The organism is Xenorhabdus stockiae (assembly GCF_002632825.1).
Taxonomy (GTDB): Bacteria; Pseudomonadota; Gammaproteobacteria; order Enterobacterales; family Enterobacteriaceae; genus Xenorhabdus; species Xenorhabdus stockiae.
This window is the reverse complement of record NZ_NJAJ01000018.1, coordinates 25,283-46,283: the sequence shown is the minus strand read 5'-3', so window position 1 is coordinate 46,283 and position 21,001 is coordinate 25,283. Positions and strand designations below refer to the sequence as shown.

At 44.0% G+C, this 21,001-nt stretch carries 22 protein-coding genes and 1 pseudogene; 13 read left to right on the top strand and 10 right to left on the bottom strand.

All coding sequences use genetic code 11. The features are described from left to right. Nucleotides 1–24 precede the first annotated feature (24 nt). From fliI to fliF, 4 genes are read right to left on the bottom strand one after another with little or no spacing between them, the layout of a single operon-like run. A complete protein-coding gene (gene fliI, locus Xsto_RS10895) occupies nt 25–1,389 on the bottom strand; it encodes a flagellar protein export ATPase FliI (protein ID WP_099125073.1) in 1,365 nt (454 codons plus the stop codon). Further along, the gene (gene fliH / locus Xsto_RS10890; RefSeq protein ID WP_099125072.1) at nt 1,389–2,093 is read right to left on the bottom strand and encodes a flagellar assembly protein FliH; all 705 of its coding nucleotides are present in this window, start codon (nt 2,091–2,093) and stop codon (nt 1,389–1,391) included. The genes fliI and fliH overlap by 1 nt, the downstream gene beginning before the upstream one ends. Further along, entirely contained in the window at nt 2,086–3,078 is a 993-nt protein-coding gene (gene fliG / locus Xsto_RS10885) for a flagellar motor switch protein FliG (protein ID WP_099109733.1), read from the bottom strand. The genes fliH and fliG overlap by 8 nt, the downstream gene beginning before the upstream one ends. Next, a complete protein-coding gene (gene fliF, locus Xsto_RS10880) occupies nt 3,075–4,766 on the bottom strand; it encodes a flagellar basal-body MS-ring/collar protein FliF (protein WP_099125071.1) in 1,692 nt (563 codons plus the stop codon). The genes fliG and fliF overlap by 4 nt, the downstream gene beginning before the upstream one ends. Before the next feature lie 405 nt (nt 4,767–5,171). Here fliF and fliE point away from each other — a divergent pair, with 405 nt between their 5' ends. Further along, the gene (gene fliE / locus Xsto_RS10875; RefSeq protein ID WP_099109735.1) at nt 5,172–5,483 is read left to right on the top strand and encodes a flagellar hook-basal body complex protein FliE; all 312 of its coding nucleotides are present in this window, start codon (nt 5,172–5,174) and stop codon (nt 5,481–5,483) included. Between the two features lie 45 nt (nt 5,484–5,528). On the opposite strand, the pseudogene Xsto_RS22155 reads toward fliE, so the two are convergent. Beyond that, nucleotides 5,529–5,762: pseudogene (locus Xsto_RS22155) on the bottom strand (tyrosine-type recombinase/integrase); the annotation flags it as partial. A gap of 127 nt (nt 5,763–5,889) precedes the next feature. Here Xsto_RS22155 and Xsto_RS10865 point away from each other — a divergent pair. Further along, nucleotides 5,890–6,654, top strand: coding sequence for a hypothetical protein (locus Xsto_RS10865; RefSeq protein ID WP_099125069.1), 765 nt, complete (start codon nt 5,890–5,892; stop codon nt 6,652–6,654). A gap of 154 nt (nt 6,655–6,808) precedes the next feature. Here Xsto_RS10865 and Xsto_RS10860 read toward each other — a convergent pair whose 3' ends face one another. Further along, complete coding sequence (locus tag Xsto_RS10860) at nt 6,809–7,288, bottom strand: Hcp family type VI secretion system effector (protein WP_099125068.1); 480 nt, start codon at nt 7,286–7,288, stop codon at nt 6,809–6,811. A 392-nt stretch (nt 7,289–7,680) separates the two neighbouring features. On the opposite strand from Xsto_RS10860, the gene Xsto_RS10855 reads away from it, so the two are divergent. Together Xsto_RS10855 and Xsto_RS10850 are read left to right on the top strand one after the other, a co-directional pair. Then, nucleotides 7,681–8,691: a hypothetical protein gene (locus Xsto_RS10855; protein ID WP_099125067.1), complete on the top strand. Its 1,011-nt coding sequence runs from the start codon at nt 7,681–7,683 to the stop codon at nt 8,689–8,691. Further along, nucleotides 8,681–9,550 carry a tetratricopeptide repeat protein gene (locus Xsto_RS10850; protein WP_099125066.1) on the top strand — a complete coding sequence of 290 codons (870 nt, stop codon included), beginning with the start codon at nt 8,681–8,683 and terminating at the stop codon, nt 9,548–9,550. The genes Xsto_RS10855 and Xsto_RS10850 overlap by 11 nt, the downstream gene beginning before the upstream one ends. Before the next feature lie 367 nt (nt 9,551–9,917). On the opposite strand, the gene Xsto_RS10845 is transcribed toward Xsto_RS10850, so the two are convergent. From Xsto_RS10845 to flgA, 4 genes are all read right to left on the bottom strand, one after another. Continuing rightward, on the bottom strand, nt 9,918–10,928 hold the full coding sequence (locus Xsto_RS10845; protein ID WP_099125065.1) for a zinc metalloprotease: 1,011 nt from the start codon (nt 10,926–10,928) through the stop codon (nt 9,918–9,920). A gap of 592 nt (nt 10,929–11,520) precedes the next feature. Continuing rightward, nucleotides 11,521–11,961 (bottom strand): flagella synthesis protein FlgN, encoded by a 441-nt coding sequence (locus Xsto_RS10840; RefSeq protein WP_099109737.1) that lies wholly within the window; start codon nt 11,959–11,961, stop codon nt 11,521–11,523. 264 nt (nt 11,962–12,225) lie between these two features. Continuing rightward, nucleotides 12,226–12,510, bottom strand: coding sequence for a flagellar biosynthesis anti-sigma factor FlgM (gene flgM / locus Xsto_RS10835; RefSeq protein WP_099109738.1), 285 nt, complete (start codon nt 12,508–12,510; stop codon nt 12,226–12,228). Nucleotides 12,511–12,632: 122 nt separating this feature from the next. After that, a complete protein-coding gene (flgA, locus tag Xsto_RS10830) occupies nt 12,633–13,304 on the bottom strand; it encodes a flagellar basal body P-ring formation chaperone FlgA (RefSeq protein ID WP_099125064.1) in 672 nt (223 codons plus the stop codon). 315 nt (nt 13,305–13,619) lie between these two features. Here flgA and flgB point away from each other — a divergent pair, with 315 nt between their 5' ends. The 9 genes from flgB to flgJ all read left to right on the top strand — a co-directional run bounded on the left by flgB (nt 13,620) and on the right by flgJ (nt 20,949). Further along, the gene (gene flgB, locus Xsto_RS10825; protein ID WP_099109740.1) at nt 13,620–14,036 is read left to right on the top strand and encodes a flagellar basal body rod protein FlgB; all 417 of its coding nucleotides are present in this window, start codon (nt 13,620–13,622) and stop codon (nt 14,034–14,036) included. Between the two features lie 5 nt (nt 14,037–14,041). Continuing rightward, nucleotides 14,042–14,446, top strand: coding sequence for a flagellar basal body rod protein FlgC (gene flgC / locus Xsto_RS10820; RefSeq protein ID WP_099109741.1), 405 nt, complete (start codon nt 14,042–14,044; stop codon nt 14,444–14,446). Between the two features lie 13 nt (nt 14,447–14,459). Continuing rightward, entirely contained in the window at nt 14,460–15,152 is a 693-nt protein-coding gene (locus Xsto_RS10815; protein ID WP_099125063.1) for a flagellar hook assembly protein FlgD, read from the top strand. 15 nt (nt 15,153–15,167) lie between these two features. Continuing rightward, nucleotides 15,168–16,388 carry a flagellar hook protein FlgE gene (gene flgE, locus Xsto_RS10810; RefSeq protein WP_099109743.1) on the top strand — a complete coding sequence of 407 codons (1,221 nt, stop codon included), beginning with the start codon at nt 15,168–15,170 and terminating at the stop codon, nt 16,386–16,388. Between the two features lie 36 nt (nt 16,389–16,424). After that, nucleotides 16,425–17,180, top strand: coding sequence for a flagellar basal body rod protein FlgF (locus Xsto_RS10805; protein WP_099109744.1), 756 nt, complete (start codon nt 16,425–16,427; stop codon nt 17,178–17,180). A 22-nt stretch (nt 17,181–17,202) separates the two neighbouring features. Further along, entirely contained in the window at nt 17,203–17,985 is a 783-nt protein-coding gene (gene flgG / locus Xsto_RS10800; RefSeq protein WP_099109745.1) for a flagellar basal-body rod protein FlgG, read from the top strand. 82 nt (nt 17,986–18,067) lie between these two features. Further along, the gene (locus tag Xsto_RS10795; protein WP_099109746.1) at nt 18,068–18,847 is read left to right on the top strand and encodes a flagellar basal body L-ring protein FlgH; all 780 of its coding nucleotides are present in this window, start codon (nt 18,068–18,070) and stop codon (nt 18,845–18,847) included. A 15-nt stretch (nt 18,848–18,862) separates the two neighbouring features. Further along, nucleotides 18,863–19,981 carry a flagellar basal body P-ring protein FlgI gene (locus Xsto_RS10790; protein ID WP_099109747.1) on the top strand — a complete coding sequence of 373 codons (1,119 nt, stop codon included), beginning with the start codon at nt 18,863–18,865 and terminating at the stop codon, nt 19,979–19,981. Continuing rightward, nucleotides 19,981–20,949, top strand: a complete 969-nt coding sequence (flgJ, locus tag Xsto_RS10785; protein WP_099109748.1) for a flagellar assembly peptidoglycan hydrolase FlgJ — start codon at nt 19,981–19,983, stop codon at nt 20,947–20,949. The genes Xsto_RS10790 and flgJ overlap by 1 nt, the downstream gene beginning before the upstream one ends. Nucleotides 20,950–21,001 lie beyond the last annotated feature (52 nt).

The following is a 21,001-nucleotide window of genomic DNA, read 5'->3' as shown; positions in this document are numbered from 1 at the left end:
ATTGGGTATAGTTAAGTTGCGTTCTTAACTTGGTAATAACTGTTGCAGTTGGGCACATGCTGCATCGTATTCACTGCGTTCCTCAATGCTTTGATGCAGGAACTGAGCCATATGCGGATACAACTCAATTGCCCTGTCCAGCAAAGGATCACTGCCGGCAGCGTAAGCACCGACATTAATCAGATCCCGGTTGCGCTGGTAGCTGGAAAGCAGCTGTTTAAAATGTTGCACCCGTCGATAATGGGTATTATCAATCAGCGATGTCATGGCACGGCTGATTGATGCTTCAATATCGATAGCCGGATAATGCCCGGATTCAGCCAAGGCACGGGACAGGACAATATGACCGTCCAGAATAGCTCGTGCTGAATCAGCAATCGGGTCTTGCTGGTCATCACCTTCGGTCAGGACAGTATAAAATGCGGTTATTGAACCGCCATCACTGACACCATTACCCGCCCGTTCTACCAACGCCGGTAATTTCGCGAACACAGAAGGGGGATAACCCTTAGTTGCCGGTGGTTCACCAATAGCCAGTGCAATTTCACGTTGCGCCATGCTGTAACGGGTAAGAGAATCCATAATCAGCAACACATGCTTCCCGCGATCACGGAAATCTTCTGCTATACGGGTTGCATAGGAAGCTCCCTGCATTCGCAGTAGTGGCGAAACGTCAGCAGGTGCCGCAACAACCACGGAACGGGCTCGTCCTTCTTCACCTAAAATATTTTCGATGAAATCTTTAACTTCCCGGCCACGTTCACCAATCAGGCCGACTACAATAACGTCTGCCTGCGTATAACGGGCCATCATGCCAAGGAGCACACTTTTACCGACACCAGAACCGGCAAATAACCCCATTCGTTGTCCACGCCCGACGGTTAGCAGAGCATTAATGGCACGTACACCCACATCCAGTACATCGCTGATGGGAGTACGTTGCAGGGGATTGATGGGTGGTGTGGTCAGGGGGGCGCGATATCCGGTATCCGGGGCAGGTAAACCATCGAGAGGGCGACCTGCACCATCCAGCACCCTGCCGAGTAATTCCGGCCCCAGAGGTAAACGCCGCCCGCCACTCGCTTCTTCACCATAAGCACGTGCATAGACACGGGCACCCGGCACAATGCCTTCAAGTTCTTCCAAAGGCATTAACAGCAATTTTTCACCATTAAAGCCGACCACTTCACTTTCGACTTCTTCAAGAGTATTACCATTTTGCCGTTCAATAAGGCAGGTTGCTCCCAGTGGCAGATGTAAACCTGTGGCTTCAAGTACCAGACCCGTGGCGCGGGTCAGACGTCCGTAACGACGTACTTTCGGCGTTTTCTCCAGACGTTTTTCCATGCAATCTAATGTCGCCAGCCAGCGCCCAAGTCTCGCAGTCATCACAGTTCTCCTGATACCGCCAGACGGCACATCTCATGCCAGCGCGTAGCCAGACTGGCATCCAGATCACCTTCATCAGCGCTGACCTTACAGCCTCCCGGATGCAGTTTATTATCTGCAACCAGACGCCAGCCATGCAGAGCCAATATCTCGCCCAGTTGTTGCTCAACCAGTGGGATATTTTGCGGATGAACACGCAATTGAGTCTTGCCACTGAACATGGGTTCCTGCTGAATAAATTCACGGATTTGGTTCAGCAGGGCAGTGCCGTCACACACCGCCGGTTGGCCGAGAATATGTTGCGCGGCCGTCAGAGAAAGCTGCATCAGGCGTGATGCAACAACCGTATCCAGACCATCCAGTGAATGACTGAAATCACTCAGCAGATCTTTCCACTGCTCAATAACAACCTGCTGTTGTTCCCCGGCTTCCTTGAGTCCCTGTTCAAAGCCGGCTTTCCGGCCTTCTTCAACACCCTGCTCATATCCACGGGCATGACCTTCAGCAACACCTTGCTCGTGACCAGCCTGACGCGCTTGTTCTTTCAGTTCGTCGAGTATTCTGGCCTGCTCCTGCAAGCGCTCCTGTTCGGTAAGCTCCTGTATATCATCCGATGATTCCAGTTTCGCTTGTAATGTTTCCCACGGAGTCAATTCACCCGGCAGCCATCGCTGCCAGTTTCCATTATTCGAATTATCAGACATAGGTATCATCACCACCATTCAGGATCATTTCCCCGTTTTCGGCCAGACGACGAACTACAAGCAGAATGGCTTTCTGTTCAGCTTCCACCTGAGACATACGAACCGGACCGCGGGTTGCCAGGTCATCACGCATAATTTCAGCAGCACGCTGCGACATATTGTTGAGGAAGTGATCGCGCAGTGCCTGATCGCAGCCTTTCAATGCAACCAACAGCGAATCGGTAGTAACTTCCTGCAACAGACGCTGGATACTGCGGTCGTCCACGCCGATAAGGTTTTCGAACAAGAACATTTCATCGATGATTTTCTGTGCCAGTTCGCCGTCATAGGTACGGACAGCATCGATAACGCTCTCTTCCTGCTGGCTCTTCATCAGGTTGATAATTTCAGCCGCAGTACGAATACCACCCATTTTGCTGCGTTTCAGATTCTGACCATCCAGCAGGTTGTTCAGAACTTCGGTCAGCTCGGCCAGTGCGGCTGGCTGAACACCACCAAAGGTGGCAATACGCAGCATGACGTCATTACGCAGACGATCATCAAACATGGCGAGAATATCTGCGGCCTGACCACGGTTCAGGTGAACCAGAATCGTGGCAATGATCTGCGGATGTTCATCGCGGATCATGTCAGCCGCTGCCTGCGGCTCCATGAAGTTGAGTGTTTCGATGCCGGTTGTGGTATCGCGTGATTCAAGGATATCCTCGAGCAGGCTGGAAGCCCGCTCTTCGCCCAGTGCTTTCACCAGTACACTGCGCAGATAGTCGTTGGCATTGATGCTGAGAGCTGCGTACTGCTCAGCATCTTCCTCAAACTGGGCCATGACTTCAGCCAGCTGCTGGTTGGAGACTTGTTTCATCCCCGCCATTGCAATACTTAATTGTTGTACTTCCCGGGAGTTCAGGTGCTTGAACACCTCAGCCGCCTGATCTTCTCCCAGAGTCATTAACATAATGGCGCTTTTTTCTGTTCCGGTCAGACTCATTGTTCGTTACTCATCCATTGGCGGATCACCAGCGCAACTACGCGAGGATCTTTTTCCGCAAGTTCACGGATACGCTGGCTTTGAATCTCAGCATTGACACGCTGGCGAGCCAACTGACGGCGCACTTTTTCATCCATTTCAGCATTGGATTCAGTCGCAGGCTTATTCTGTTTCTTCTGCGCTTCCAGTGCGGCTTTTTCCGCAGCACGTTTTCTGGCAATTTGCGGCACGATCATCTTGCGCCACAGCAGCCATGCAACCAGTGCTAACAGCAACCAACGGCCCAGCTCCAATAATTTCTCCAGCAGGACAGGGTGTTGCCAGAACGGCAGCGTTTCTATCACTTCGGCGGTATTATTGAACGGTGTGTTGACGACGTTCAGGCTGTCGCCACGGTCGGCAGAAAAGCCCATTGCCTCACGGGTCAGTGACTCAATCTGGGATAACTGCTCTGGTGTCAGCGCCTGAGTTTCCGGGCCATTCTCGCCCTGAACAGTGGCATAGTTGACCACAACCGCAACAGAGAGACGCTCCACGCCGCCAGCCTGTAACTGGGTATGGCGGATAGTGCGATCCACTTCATAGTTGATGGTTTCATCATGACGATTATTGCGGTTATTACTGATCATGCGCTCATAGCTGTTATTGCCATTGCGCCCCTGAGCAGATTTGTCGTCACCATTACCTTTTGGTTTCTCAATTGGCGCACTTGGTGCGGCACTTGGCTGATTCGACAGCGCTCCCGGAACACCACCTACCAATGGTCCGCCACTTTGTTCGCTGGCACTGGTCTGTTTAGAACGGACGGCTGCCTGATTCGGTGGCTGGTTAGGCTTATACTCTTCCGCAGTTTCTTCACGGCGGGAGAAATCGACTTGCGCGGTGACCTGAGCATGAACATTGCCACGACCGACAACAGGTGCCAGAATGGTTTCAATGCGATGCTGGAAGCGGTTTTCGACTTCCTGTATGTACTTCAACTGGGTGGTATTCAAATCCCGCCCGTTGGCATCGGATTGAGTCAGCAGGCGTCCGGCCTGATCCACAATAGTGACATTGCTTGGTGGCAATCCGGCCACACTGCTTGAAACCATATGGACAATGGCGTTGATTTGCCCTTCATCCAGAGCACGGCCCTGCAACAACCCGACTGTTACGGAAGCAGAAGGTGATTTTTGCTCACGGACAAACAGGGAAGGCTTTGGCAATGCCAGATGAACGCGGGCACTTTGCACCGGGCCGAGAGACTCGATAGTGCGCGCCAACTCGCCTTCCAGCGCACGTTGGTAATTAACCTGTTCACTGAACTGGCTGATACCAAATTTTTCTTTATCCAATAACTCAAAACCCGCAGCGCCACCTTTTGGTAAGCCCTGTTGTGCCAGTTTCAGCCTGATTTCATGCACCTTATCAGTAGGTATCATGATGGCGGCGCCGTTTTCGGCAAACCGGTAAGGGACATTCATTTGAGTTAATTGTGTAACGATCTCGCCGCCATCCTTATCACTCAGATTGCTGTAAAGCACCCGATAATCAGGGCTGCGCAACCAGAGAAAAAGGGCGACGATAATAGCGATGGCAGCAGAGCCAGCAACTAATAATGGAACTTTTGGATCAGCTTTTATCCTGTTGATGATAGCGCTGAAACCCTTCTGTGGATTCTCAGCGTCGGTTGTTGCTGCACTCATAGACGATCCTTGCCTTGCTGGTCAACATGAATACTAAAAGCGTGGCGTAACAAAACAGACTCCCCATACGCAAGCGAAAAAACTATCTCTATACCTTTCATTTTATTACAAATTGCCTCTTTGCTGACTGCATCCGCCTCAGTGACATCGTTATCTGTGTCACCGGGAATTGCTTAATTTGCCGCCGTGATGCAACTTAAATACAATAGATATAATTAATCCCGTCATTATTCGCTGTTCACACATCTTTTAATGGCACAATAAGCTTCGAATTTTTACGTTAATTACCCGCTTTAGTTTGAAAGGGCTATGTTACGGTGGCAGCCTGAAAAAACTGCCAACCAGCCCACGGCTAATATGGCATTTAATCACGTAATCAATAGGGTGATTTAACACGAGGTTTTTATGTCAATTCAGGCAATTGAAGGTGTATTGCAACAGATGCAGGCGCAGGCATTACAGGCAGCAAGTATTGCCAAGCCTATGCCGGTAAAAGGAGGCTTTGCCAGCCAGCTCACCGCCGCGGTAGAAAAAATAAATCTGTCCCGCGTAGAAGCAGCTAAACAGGCACAGGATTTCACACTGGGTGTACCGGGCGTGGAACTGAATGACGTGATGGTCAATATGCAGAAAGCCACTATTTCACTGCAAATGGGTATTCAGGTCAGAAACAAGCTGGTCAGTGCGTATCACGAAGTGATGAATATGCAGGTTTAGTGGTTTATCTATTTGACTTATAGTTAGCGATTCATGCTCGTTAATTGTTTGGGGCATATATGGTGCAATCGTGAGTTTTTCGTTTAATAGCTTAATTTGGTCATCGCTATTTTCGCTCATCCATGCACCGTAGACGTTATGAACCATTTGAGCTGATACATGCCCCATTTGAGTTGCAATAAATGAAGGATTGGCGCCAGCAGATAACATCCAACAAGCATAAGTATGCCGTGTTTGGTATGATTTTCTGTGTCTGACGCCTGATCTTTTTATCAGTGATTTCTAAATTTTGTCCAAATCCTTCTGGTGAATAGAACCGAGTTTTTAATAGTATTTCACTGTAGGTTTCGAGATTGAGCTAGCGAGTAATGTTCATAATTTTTAGTTTTAAATTGGTGAGGAATACATGGAAAGTTTTAAAACTGATATTGATATTAAAAAGTTAGTGATTGCCATTGTTGTTATGGCTGTTGTGTTTATCGCAGGTTATGGCTTTATAGAAGATAAATCAAAAAAAGATGATATCCCAACAAAGGAGAAAATATTAGAGACATATCCAATTTTTGAGGCGATCAATAAACTTGCTCCAGAAAAATTTGAAGAGTTTTATGAAATGATTTCTTCCGCATCTAACGATCCAGGTAAAATAACTAAAAAAGAAATTGAATTAAAAGCATTTTCATTAACCAGAGCATGGTTTGATAATAATATAGGACGGCTATTAAAAATTTCTTCTGATGAGGCTGCAAATGAATTTGGTAAGCATACAGTTAACTTTATCAGTACTACTATAAACTCCGATCCTACAGGTTTATATTGTTTTAATATGTTATACCCTGGAGTAATTGGCACCCCTGATATATCTAGATTTAATAGGGATTTTAAAGATTTTCCATTTAAAAGAAATTATTTAAATAGTATTGCTGATTCAATTGAAAAGAACATTGAAATTGATAGGTTGCCTGTGGAACAAGTCTTGGAAGCAATATCAAAAATCAATGATAAATTAGTCGAAAAATATGGTGAAAATTACTATGTTGAAGATCCGAGGGAGTCAGCCAAAAAACCTAGTTTAGAGTGTAATACCCGACTGGATACGTATAAATATATACTGGAATTAGAGCCGCATCTTTCAGCAGAAGTCATTCGTTATATTAATTCACCTGAATAACTCTGTTTTTATAAATGTACCATACAATGGCGAGGCATTTATTGTCAGTCTTAAACCACCCCCTAAGGAGGTGGTGATCTTTCCTTGAGTTTTATATAAAATAGTAAAGGTATAAGAATAAAAAATATTTTTATCCGCTTTTATATCATCTATTTTAATAAATACGATCTTCTTTTATGCTATAACCTGATGTTCCAGCTGAATGGTGTCTGCATGTAATATCATTATAGTTTACAGATACGTATTCCTCTGGTTGAGCACCTGCATGGTTAATATTATGAGGGTATCTGGTAGAGTAATCAACAATAGAAGCTCCTTGAATTAGGATGCTATAATATTTTTCTTGCGACCCATTTTGAGTTGTTCTGAAAAATTCAAATTCTAATGTTAATTTTTCATTATTTGAAATTGCTATCAATATGAGTGGAGAAGATTTATCAATAGGTTTTATAAAGTCGATAGGGTGGTGTGTTACGTTTTGCTCTCGGGTAATTGAACTATTAAATTCAATAACAAAAATTTTATCTTCATTACCTATCTGGTATTTGTTTCCTATTGAATCTAAGGATGAACATCCTGCTGAAATCAATCCTTGCTTATCACCTTTGAGTGTTAAATAAATTAAATTAGCCATTTAATTTTTCCTTAGTATATTACGCTAGATTTATTTTTATCAGAAATGATATTTTTTGTCTATTGTTTATATAATAATGCTTACAACTTTAGATGTTAATCACATAATCATGATTATCAGTTAATGTTTTATATGGAATATTTTCGTTTGTTATTATATATATTGCAAAATTAAACTTATTAAGTACCTTACCATTTAGTTATTTTAATGATTTGATTCATATGTAGCATTTTATCGGATTATTACTTGATTATTTGTTGAAAGTTCAATCAATAACAAACTATACTATGAATCGTAGTTTTTAGTATTGTCCTGTTATTTTTTCGTAGTAGGGTTTTATCAAACTATTCTTGGATTCAGAGTCTGGTATAAAAATACTAATAGGGGAAATTATGGAAAGTTGCTCAGGAAATGATGAAGGATGGATGTATTGTCGGAATAATAAGCCTATAAGCGTTGAGGAGGCACTGGAAACTAAAATTTTAGTAATAAAAAGGATCACAAAGGCACTTAAAAAACAGGCCGATCTCAGGAAAGCATGTGGCGGTAAACAATATACGGGATTAGATGAATCTATCTATTATGATAGATGTGGGAACCTTATGTCTGCAGATGAGGTTTTTGAAAAAAACGTTTGGGTTAAAGGTACTGAGGATTTATTTGTTAATACTTACCATGGCATTAATAGAACAAGTGATACAATTTCTGAATATAACCCAAGTAATATAGTGGTTCGTTCTCTTATGGAGAAAAGGATTTCAGTTAATCCACTAATATTGAAAGAAAATGCCGAAGCAATTTATTTATTAACGAGAGCATTAGATCCCTATGGTTTTTTAACTGAAGCTGCAGAGGTAATATTATCATCTATTTTGGATGATATCTCAGGTCAAAGGAAAGAGTTACTAACAATACTTTTGTTAGGAAAAGGTTTGATAAAAGAGAATAAAAAAACAACAGAGCTAATGAAATTCACAGAAGGAAAAATCAATACCGCAGTTATTGATGTTAAAATTAAACTTACCTCTAATATGGTAACTAATAACATCATCAGAAGTGCTATTGTTTCTGCTGTTGTGCATAGTATAGTACATTTTGTAGCTACTAAAAACCCACTCTTTATTAGAAAGAGAGCTGGGATTATTAAACGTGCTAATATTTTTGTTGTTTTTGCATCCAATTATGGAATTATAGAGAAACTGTCTAAATCAGCAAGAAGGCTTAAAATAAACCACCCTAAAGTATATGAGAGATTAGATAAAGTCAGGCTGACCTTAAGCTATCATTTTTTTGAAGATGTATTTGGTGATATACTTAGGCTATCGGAACATAATAAAAATAGTTCTTCTGATCAGGATTTTGTAAGAGCCATTGAGAAATTATTGGATAAATATGCAAATTAAAAATGGGGAAAATATGAAAATATTATTAGTGAATTGTATTATTATTTTTATATTATCTTTTAATGTAGCTTGGTCTAATACTGTTACTTCTGATTCATGTCAGATTGAATCATATTTTTTTAATGCTTGTTTGAAATTAGCAAAACAAGGGGATCTGGATGCTCAATATAAAATAGGCATGTTCTATGAGAAAGGAGTAGGTATTCAGCAAGATTATAGCGAAGCTGTGAAGTGGTATAATCAGGCTGCAAAAAAAGGGCATGCAGAAGCGCAGTTTAATCTAGGTAGCCTTTACATTGAAGGGCGAGGCATATCTCTGAACTATACTACTGGGGCTTCATGGTATCTGAAAGCAGCCAATCAAGGTCATTCAGATGCTCAGAATAATATAGGTTTTTTGTACAAAGAAGGTTTGGGGTTAAAACAAGATAAACAAAAAGCTTTAGAATGGTATCTGAAGGCTGCAACATTGGGGAATCCCGGAGCTCAAAATAATTTGGGTATGATTTACGATGAAGGAGAAATTGTACCACAAGATTATAAAAAAGCGCTGGAATGGTATAAAAAATCAGCTGAGCAAGGATTCACAACGGCTCAAAATAATATAGGTTTCTTATATCAAAGAGGTAAAGGTGTATCATTAGACTATAACAAGGCAATGGAATGGTATTTAAAATCTGCAACCGGGGGAAATGAGATAGGAATGTTTAACATTGGCTATTTATACCAAAATGGATTAGGTGTCGAAAAAGATGAGAAACAGGCTCTTGAGTGGTATAAAAAGGCATTAGCCGAAGATAAGGATTTTACTCAAGCTAAGCTTGCAGTAACGAAATTGACAAAAAAACTGAATGAGTAAAAATATTATTTGGTGCATTTATTATTCACTTTACTGTGAAGATCCCTATGTATAACTCTCATAGTGTTTATGATATGGTTTTTAGAATCCTGAGATGTAAGTATAAATTACCACCATGAAGTTTATCTTTATAAATTATTGTTCAGGGCTTAAATCTTACCAAATTATCTGTTTAATCGACTTTTAAACAGGGCCTATTTAGACCAGTATTTTGTGTTTCCCAGTTTCATCTCAACTTTCTGCTAATCGCTGATAGAATTCGATTAGACAACGTTGTATTAGGGGAGGATAAAATCATCTTATTTTAAACTGAAAAGTTTTCCACACAGAAAACGATATTTCAGTGATGGCTTAAACGGAATTAAGGTTAGTTAAATAACTGTGCTTGATAAACAGGTATCAGTGCCTGCGCTATAGGGTAAAATATACGGGGTTTTTCTTTACAAATTTCTGAGGCCGTAATATTTATTTTAGACTGAGATGAAGGTGAACCACCACATGCATTTTCTGTTGCTATAGCGTTTAGCTCTAATTCTGATGGGGCGATATCGTTATATTCTAATTGCCTACCTAATTGGTTACGTAATCGGAGAAAATAGGTATCATTACCTGTCATTAATGGTACTCTGGCATTTGCTTGTCCCTGTTCAAGTTCTGCTGTAATCGCTACAGCAAAAAAGTGCTCGGGGTTTGAACTATCTAATTGTATTTGACGTTCTTTTTCATTCGGCTCCCCCAATTCAAGCAATCCAGGATGCGTCAGACCTAAAGCATGTCCAAACTCATGAGCTATGGTATGGTAAACCAATATTTTTGCAACGTGGTGTTCTGAATAATGTTCATTTAACGTTCTTCTAATGTTGTCGAAAGTTTCTCTTGGATAATTGAATGTATTAGTTAGGACTATTCCAGGTCTATTAAAAACTTGATTTGTTATATGCCCTTGGACTTCCGGTGGTAAAATTAAAGTTGTTTCAGCTAAATCTGAACCCAAACTTGTCTGTTGAGCATCATTCGCTCTGGTAATTTGAAAATCAGTATCACTAGATGAGCCCTGAGGTATTTCTGTAAGACGAATAGGGCTATTCCTTGCTATAAGGCGTTGATTCCACATATCTGCCGCATCTCTTACTAATGGAGCAACCTCGATAGCAATATTTCTTGTTGTTCCATCATCATTATGAATAGCAATTGTCACTGATCCTATATTTTCAGCTATTCTATATCTTAAATTATTATTAAAAAAATCAGATGGGTTATAGATTTGATTGTTTAAAGCTATAGAACAGACGTGCCTATTAGGGTTTGAGTAGGCAGAGGGATCATAAGAATAAGCATAAGATACTGATAAAGATAAAATTAGCACAATATATTTCATATTATATTCTCTTATTTTTATAATGTGGTAGATATGTTGTTTTTATTAATGTATTTGGATTTAATTATCTAATGCTTTGGATTTTTCCTAATGTTTTTATTTTATTTGGTTTATTGCGACGGTCTAATTAATTTGGATTTTAAATCCCTGTCTTAATTTTTATCTATAATATTAAAAGAGATACTACATAAGAATGTTTAATAAATGCATTAATTTTTAAAGTGAAATGAGCAAAACAGCACTTTTAAGAAATTTAATATCTATTGTTTATTATAGTACCTGATTGGTGTTTTTGTTATTTTTTATAGAAAAAACTCAGTGTTTTCTTTGTCACAACAATAATGATAATAGCTTATTATACTCTTTCATTTTTCCAGCTATTTGATTTTTAATCTAAACTAGAAGTTGTGTAATCATCTATGGGGTACAGGTTATTCTATGTTTATAGCGATAAAAAATGGGACAATTGAATCAAGTTAACGTGGGGGATAATCCGAAAGAAGAGGGTGCTAACAAGCAAAAACAGACCCCTTATCACCATTGATACACTAAGAGGTCTGTATATAACACATGGATTAAAAGGTTTTAAAAATCAAACGCTGATTTTGTGACCTGATAATGCAGAATTACGGCGAGCCTGACCATCAGCACCATAAAAAGAGGGGCTGTGATGACTCTTGAGAAAAGCGATTGCCTGACTATTCTGATCAATATGCTGTTCCAGCAGAAATCCGTTATGGGCATTTAAATCACGGATACGTTCAACCGTCTGGCTGATTTGATCCCACAATACAACCAGTATTTCATGATCGGCATAGGGGGCACTTACTTTTAGCGTTTCATTTAATTGCTGGCGTTTTCGCTCAGAATGATCCAGTGCCGAGAGTAAGAATGTTTTTTGCTCTGTCACACGATGTAAATGATTCGCTTCAATAAAGCCTTCACTCAGGATACGTTGTTCTTCTGCCATCGTTATCGAAAGCGAATTTAAATGTGCGCTTTGCTGCTCAAGCAACAGTTGAAGTTCTTCCATTTATGGCCTTTATGATTTTGCTGGTTTATCTGTTTTAAACAACCACTGAAAGTATACCTAATGGATTTCAAGTTGCATTGTGGCAGCAAGGGAGCGACAAATTCGTCGGGAACGAATTTGTTCAGCCAAAGGCTGGCCTCCGATGAGAGACTGAGCCTCTCGTTAATCCCCCGGGAGCATAGGCAACCGTATATTCATAAAAATGCTGACCGGGGTGAGCGAGTGCAGCCAACAAAGAAACAGCTTGAAAGACGAGAGGTATTATCAGTTTTCAAGGGCTTCTCTGATTAGGGCATCAGCAATTTTGCCGCTATCCATGGTCAGAGTTCCTTTCGCTATCGCTTCTTTCAGTTGTTGTACTTTCTGGATATTAATGTCTTGGCTACTTGGCTGAACCAGTTTTTTCTGTGCCTCGCTCAGTTTAACCTGCGTATCGGCGCTTTTTTCTGCAACAGCCACGGTCCTGCGAGTGCTATGGACACCTTCATTGGAATTGCGTTGCTGTAAAGCCGCAATAGCCAGTAGAGGTTGAGTGCGTTCAATACTCATAATCGTAATCCTTTATTCAGGCATTATTTATTTGTCTTAGGTAGCAGGCGATATACCGCTGGCATGCCTGTAAATCATGGTCTGATGGTTATATCGGCTGAAAGCAATAAAACTTTAGACACTTATAACATCATTTTTACACTGCCATTTTCCTGAGCTTCACCGGTAATAACCTGCCCGGAAACCAAACGGATACGGATATTATCAAAACTGGCAGCATTGTTAATCGCTTTTCCTTCATAACGTACCCGGAAATTTTGCCCATCTACAATGACGATGACATTTTGTCCGGCTTTAATCACCCACGGACGCCGGATCATATTGCTTGTGATGAGTTGTCCGGCGGGGATATTGCGGATGGCAATTCCATTTTTTACGGCCTTTTTGTTATGAATGATGTTATTTGGCAATTTGTCCAAATGACCCGTCTTGCTCTGAAAATCTTTTTCTGTCAGTACAGCGTTGCGCTGAATAGCCCGGTTTGAGACCAGATACGGGCCGTTAACACTAACGTAAATCTGCATAAAACGACGCTGTTGACCACAATTAACAGGCAGTGAAATATTGCCCCAGTTTTTATTGCCCATAGGGGGATGTATGTCAGGCGATTCACACGTCGGCCATTGTTGTTCCGGTGTTTTGATTTCAACGGAAACTTTATAGTTCGTGCCGTGGTGAATTTGTCTGAAATAATCATTTATTGAGCGAGGCAAATCACTTCCCCATGCCAGAGAGCAGCCTAAAAATACATTAAGGAAAAAAGTAACGGATACGATAAATTTTAATACAGACATTTTATCACCTTAATTTTCCTTACCTGACATACCTGATACCCAACTCTAATAGGGTAGACCATGATTGCAAAAAATAATCAGTACCTGTTGCCGTTCTTCATTTCATTAACTCTATCTGACTAATTAATAGTGTAACGCGCTTGATTATTAGTTAATGGGATAAATAGCAAATCAATTTGTGTCTATTCTTCGAATCGGCTTTTTCTTCTGCGTTTATGCTGTTATCGCTCTTAATGCGTTACAGGGCTTGGTTCTACGGAATTAGCCCTACAAGAAAGGCCATAAATCTGGCTTAAAAACAGGCGAGGGAGGAATATGCTCGATAAATTAGACGCCGCCTTTCATTTTCGACAGGAAGCTCTGGTGCTCCGCAACCAGCGGCAGGAAATTCTGTCTGCAAACATTGCCAATGCGGATACCCCCGGCTATCAGGCACGCGATATCGATTTTGCCGCTCAGTTAAAAAAAGTGATGGATCACGGGCGGGTAACTGGGAATGGAATTGGGCTGACTCTGACTTCCAATCGACATATTCCCATTCAGCCCCAGCAACGTCTGGAGATGGATCTGTTGTATCGGGTTCCTCATCAGACGGCTATGGATGGAAATACCGTTGACATGGATATGGAACGCAGCAATTTTGCAGATAACAGTCTGAAATATCAGGCTGAACTTACGATGACGAATGCTCAGATCAAAAGCATGATGTCAGTTCTACAGTCACAAGGATAATGGGAATGTCTCTACTCAGTATTTTTGATATTGCCGGCTCCGCGCTTTCTGCTCAGTCCCAGCGACTGAATGTCAGTGCCAGCAATATGGCGAATGCCGATAGTATCGTCGGGCCGGATGGCGAGCCTTATCGCGCCAAGCAGGTGGTCTTCCGTGTCGCTGCTCCCGCAGGACAGGAGGTTGGCGGCGTGCGTGTCAGCGAAGTGGTGGATGATCCAACACCTTTCCGCCTTGAATACCAGCCGGGTAACCCATTGGCGGATGAAAAAGGCTATGTGCGTATGCCGAATGTGGATGTCGTCGGAGAAATGGTCAATACCATCTCTGCTTCCCGCAGCTATCAGGCCAATATTGAAGTACTCAATACCACCAAGTCCATCATGCTGAAAACCCTGACTCTGGGTCAGTAACAGGAATTCCATTATGGCAGTTACTGCTTCAATCAATGATTCTCTGGATAATTCAACGATTGGTGAATTAGCCAGTAGCCCCAAAAAAAAGCAAGACAGCAATGATATTAAAGATAACTTTCTGAATCTGCTGGTTGCGCAACTTAAGAATCAGGATCCAACCAATCCCATGCAAAACAATGAACTGACTACGCAGCTTGCGCAGATCAGTACAGTGGAAGGGATTGAGAAACTCAATAAATCGCTGGGCGCTGTTGTCAGCCAGATGGAAGGCAATCAGGCCATGCAGACGACCCAGTTGATCGGTCGTAAGGTCATGATCCCAGGCGATAAGATTTTAACCGGTCCCAGTGAAGATAAAGGCATTAGTGTATCGACATTCGGTTTCGAACTGGCTCGTCCTGCTGAACACGTAAAAGTGACCATCAGAAATAAGAGTGGCGTAGTCGTTCGGGAAATAGAATCAAAATCAGTACAAAACGGTATACATAAAGTTAACTGGGATGGCAAAGACGCAGATGGCAAGGAAGTGGAAAACAGTGCTTATAGTTTCACGGTTTCCGCAAGCTATCGAGATCAAGCGTTAGTGACACTTCCGTTGGTATCTGCCGAAGTAAACGGCGTCACGCGGGGTGAGGACGGCACTAAATTAGATTTAGGGCTGGCGGGTTCGGTAACCATGGATAAAGTTCGTCAGATTCTTTAACAAAACGGAGGACATATGGCTTTTTCACAGGCAGTCAGTGGCTTAAATGCCGCAGCAAGTAACCTGGACGTAATCGGTAACAATATTGCGAACTCAGCGACATTCGGTTTTAAATCGAGTTCAGCGGCGTTTGCTGATGTATTCAGCGGTTCTGATGTAGGTTTGGGCGTTAAAGTTTCTGGCATGGTTCAGAACTTTAAAGATGGTTCAACCACTACTACTAACCGTCAATTAGATATGGCCATCACGCAGGGCGGTTTTTTCCGCATGCTGGATGAAAACGGTAACATTTTTTATTCCCGTAATGGTCAGTTCAAAATGGACTCAGACCGTACCCTGATCAATATGCAGGGCATGAAACTAACGGGTTATCCGGCCGTACAGGGACCAAACGGGCCTGAAATTCAACGTGGTGCAGCACCGGGACCGATCGCTATCGCAACAGATATGCTGGATGCGAAAGCGACTACGAAGGTTACGATGACAACTAACCTGAATTCGATGAATAAAGCTATCGACGCAGCTGCGAACCCGTTTGATCCAGCCAAAAAAGACAGCTTTAACTACAGCACGGGTATGTCCGTATACGATAGTCTGGGTAATGAACATAACGTGAATGTTTTCTTTGTTAAGACCGAAGATAACAAATGGGAAATTTATGCACAGGATACTTCTGTAGCAGGTTCTGCGGCCCAGAAACTGGGTAATGTGGAATTCGACAATAATGGTCGTATTAAAGGCAATGACAACGCATTTGCATTTAATATGCCAGCACTGAATGGCTCTAATCCTGCGGCGATCACTATCGATTTTAACGGTAGCAAACAGCAGAGCATTCAGCAGGATTCTGTTTCTAACCTGCAACAAGACGGCTATGAAGCCGGTCACTTCACTAATTACCGTGTAGATGCAGACGGCAAAATTTACGGTATCTATTCTAACCAGCAGACTCAGGTTCTGGGACAGGTTGTTCTGGCTAACTTCTCTAACCCGGAAGGTCTGGCATCACAGGGTGATAACGTTTGGGTCGAAACCGGTGCATCCGGCAGTCCGGTTGTGGGTACAGCGGGTTCTGGTAACTTCGGTAAGCTGATCAGCGGCGCGCTGGAAGCCTCAAACGTCGATATGAGTCAGGAACTGGTTAATATGATCGTCGCTCAGCGTAACTATCAATCCAACGCCCAGACCATCAAGACTCAGGATCAAATCCTGCAAACTCTGGTCAGCATGCGTTAATAATCTCAGGCGGATAGCTTTTTTGGAGATCGCTTTATGGATCACGTTATATACACCGCTATGGGAGCCGCGCGCCAGACACTGGAGCATCAGGCTGTTACTACCAACAATCTGGCTAACGCTTCAACGCCGGGCTTTAAAGCCCAGCTTGCTGCGCTGCGTGCTGTCCCCATTGAAGGTGAAACCCTGCCAACCCGTACTTTGGTTGTGGCTTCGACTCCCGGTATGGATAGCCGTCAGGGGCCGATGAATTATACCTCCCGCCCGTTGGACGTTGCTGTCGGACAAGGCGGTTATCTGGCTGTTCAGCTTGAAGACGGGACAGAAGCCTATACCCGTAACGGTAACATCCAGATTTCACCGGAAGGGCAACTGATGGTACAGGGACGCATGTTGATGGGCGAGAACGGGCCGATTGATGTTCCGCCACAGGCTGAACTGACGCTTGCCGGAGATGGTGCCATTTCTGCTCTGATTGCCAGCGATCCTCCGACTTTATTGGGGCAGATTGGCAAACTGAAAATTGTCAAACCGGAAGCGGGTCAGGTTGTGCGTGGTGATGATGGATTATTCCATTTAACGCAACAGGCACGGGAACAGCAGGGCGATGAGCTGGCAGCAAGCACCGAAGTAAAAATCATGCCGGGTGTACTGGAAGGCAGCAATGTAAATCCGGTGGAAAGCATGGTGAATATGATTGCCAACGCGCGTCGTTTTGAGATGCAGATGAAAGTCATACACAGTTCCGATGAAAACGCTCAGCGAGCTAATCAAATTCTCGCAATGAGCTGAGTCGGAAACAGAGGATAAATTCATGATCCGTTCTTTATGGGTTGCTAAGACTGGGCTGGATGCTCAGCAAACAAATATGGACGTTATTGCCAACAACCTGGCAAACGTCAGCACGAATGGTTTTAAACGTCAGCGCGCGGTGTTTGAAGATTTGCTTTATCAAACTGAACGTCAGCCTGGTGCGATGTCGTCTGAACAGACTAACCTGCCATCCGGTTTGCAGATTGGTACTGGGGTTCGTCCGGTAGCGACTGAACGACTGCATAGTCAGGGTAATCTGGCTCAGACCAACAACAGCAAGGACGTGGCAGTCAAAGGACAGGGTTTCTTCCAGATCCAGATGCCTGATGGCACAACCGGCTATACCCGCGATGGTTCATTTCAGGTGGATCAGAATGGTCAGCTGGTGACAGCGGGCGGCTTTCAGGTCATGCCTGCCATCATTATTCCGGACAATGCCACCAAAATGAGCATTGCCCGTGATGGTATTGTCAGCGTCAACGTACAGGGGCAGAACGCACCACAGCAGATCGGGCAACTGACACTGACGACTTTCATTAACGAAAGTGGTCTGGAAAGTATTGGTGAGAACCTGTATCTGGAAACCAACAGTTCCGGTATTCCGGTCGAAAACGCGCCGGGCATCAATGGTGCCGGATTGTTGTATCAGGGTTATGTTGAAACCTCTAACGTCAACGTGGCGGAAGAGCTGGTCAATATGATTCAGGTTCAGCGAGCCTACGAAATTAACAGTAAGGCAGTATCAACATCTGATCAGATGCTGCAAAAACTTACCCAGTTATAATCTAATCATTAATCAGTAGGGATTTATACCCAGAGGGTATAAACCCTTCATGATTACTGCGATAAACATAAGAGCATCGAAGATGGATACAATGCCCGTTGCTGAAAGCCATACTGAAAATCCTATGGCTGATAGCTGTGCCGGTTTACGGAAAAACCGGGGAAATAAGCGGCGTATCAGCAGAACTGCGGCGGTACTCGCATTGTCAGTACTGACATTAGGGGGATGTGCTTATATGCCGCACAAACCACTGGTGAAAGGGGTGACAACTGCCAAGCCAACCGAAGCACCTGCGCCAGCGCCGAATGGTTCTGTTTTTCAGACCGTCCAGCCAGTTTACTATGGTTATCAGCCATTGTTTGAAGACCGTCGTCCACGCAATATCGGTGATACGCTAACTATTATCCTGCAAGAAAATGTCAGTGCGAGCAAAAACTCTTCCGCCAATGCCAGTCGTAGCGGTAAAACGGGTTTCCTTGCTGCTGTGACACCTCGTTTCTTAGAGGGCGTGATTGGTGGGGGGAAAACCGATATTGAGATGGAAGGTAACAGTGAGTTTGGCGGCAAAGGTGGAGCGAATGCCAACAATACTTTCCGGGGCACAATCACTGTGACAGTGGATCACTTGCTGGCAAACGGTAACCTGCATGTTATCGGGGAAAAACAGATCGCCATCAATCAGGGAACGGAATTTATCCGCTTCTCCGGTGTTGTGAATCCGCGCACCATCAGCGGCAGCAATACAGTCAGCTCCAATCAGGTTGCGGATGCTCGCATTGAGTATGTTGGCGATGGTTATATTAATGAAGCGCAGCATATGGGCTGGTTACAACGTTTCTTTATGAATATCTCACCGTTTTAAAAGAGGATGGTCAGGATGAAAAAATTAGTCGCCAGCCTTTTTACGTTGGTGCTGGTACTGTTCAATACGTTCGCACCAACCAGCGCTTTCGCTGAACGCATTCGTGATTTGACGACGATTGAAGGTATCAGGGATAACGCGCTGATTGGTTATGGTTTAGTGGTCGGGCTGGATGGAACGGGTGACCAGACCATGCAGACACCTTTCACCACGCAAAGCCTGAATAATATGTTGTCACAGCTGGGTATTACTGTGCCCCCCGGCACGAATATGCAGCTTAAAAACGTTGCTGCTGTGATGGTGACAGCTAAGCTGCCACCTTTTGCACGTTCAGGGCAGAATATTGATGTGGTGGTTTCTTCACTGGGTAATGCCAAAAGTCTGCGCGGCGGTACATTGCTGATGACGCCACTGAAAGGTGTGGATAATCAGGTATACGCACTGGCTCAGGGTAATATTCTGGTTGGCGGGGCTGGTGTCAGTGCCGGTGGTAACAGCGTGAAAATCAACCAGCTGGCAGGCGGACGCATTTCTAATGGTGCAGTTATTGAACGGGAGTTACCAACGCGATTCGGCCAGAAAGGAACACTGAATCTGCAACTGAATGAGGATGATTTCAGTCTGGCGCAGCAAATCAGTGATGCGGTCAACCGCCTGCAAGGTGTGGGTACGGCAACAGCGCTGGATTCCCGCACGGTACAGCTGCGTCTGCCGATAGAAAACAGTGAGCAGGTGAAATTTCTGTCACAGGTGCAGAATCTGCATATTCGCGTTGATGCCGGTGATGCCAAAGTGATTTTCAACTCCCGTACCGGATCGCTGGTGATGAACCGTAATGTCACACTGGATAGTTGTGCGATTGCGCATGGTAGCCTGTCTGTGATTGTCGAACGTCAGACCGCAGTCAGCCAGCCGGATACTCCGTTGGCGGGAGGTAATACTGTCGTAACACGCAACACAGGTGTTGGTATTCAGGAGCAGGGCGGTGTACTACAGAAAGTCAATTCCAGCGCAAATCTGACTCAAGTTATCCGTGCCCTGAACGCATTGGGTGCAACACCGACAGACTTAATGTCGATTCTACAGGCGATGGAAAGTGCAGGCTGCTTACGGGCGAAGCTGGAGATTATCTGATGAATGATTTTCTGTCGATGCCGACCGCGGCTTATGATGTGAATTCACTTCATTCACTGAAAGCGAAGTTATCACAGGAACCACAACAGGGGCTACGGCAGGTAGCCCAACAACTGGAAGGCGTATTTGTTCAGATGATGCTGAAAAGTATGCGTTCCTCGTTGCCGCAGGACGGCATGTTAAGCAGTGACCAGACGCGTTTTTATACTTCGATGTACGATCAGCAAATTGCGCAGGATCTCTCCCAAAAGGGGCTGGGATTTGCCGATATGATCGTTAAACAGGTTTCCGGTGCGAACAGTGCTCCCAGTGAGCTGGCCGGAACCGTGCCGATGCCGCTGGGCAATGACATCCTGCATACTCTGCCGACACAAGCGCTGGAGCAGTTTCTACGCCGGGCGATGCCCGACAAAAACCAGTCTGATAAATCTTCTTCAGGGGGGGCGCAATCAAAATCCCTGCCAATAAACAGTTCCAGTTTTGTCTCCATGCTTTCCATACCGGCACAGATAGCCAGTCAGCAAAGCGGAATTCCTCATTTGTTGATTATTGCACAGGCGGCGCTGGAATCTGGCTGGGGTCAGCGGGAAATACTGACTGAAGAAGGCAAACCGAGCCATAACCTGTTTGGTATCAAGGCGGGTAAAAGCTGGAAGGGGGCGGTCACCAATATCATGACAACCGAGTATGTGAATGGTGAGCCGCAAAAAATGCGTGACAGTTTCCGGGTCTATGATTCTTATCTGGAAGCCGTCACGGATTACGTCAAGCTGCTGACGGAAAACCCCCGCTACGCCAAAGTCGCACAGTCAGTGACCGCAGAGCAAGGGGCTCATTCCTTGCAAGAAGCAGGTTATGCCACAGACCCCGGTTATGCCCAGAAACTGGTATCACTGATCCAGCAATTAAAGAGTAACGGCACCCAGATGGTAAAAGCCTACACCTACGATTTTGATGATTTGTTCTGAGTCACCGTCTAAATCATTTTTGTTCAAGGTTCAGGTTCTTCTGCCGATAACT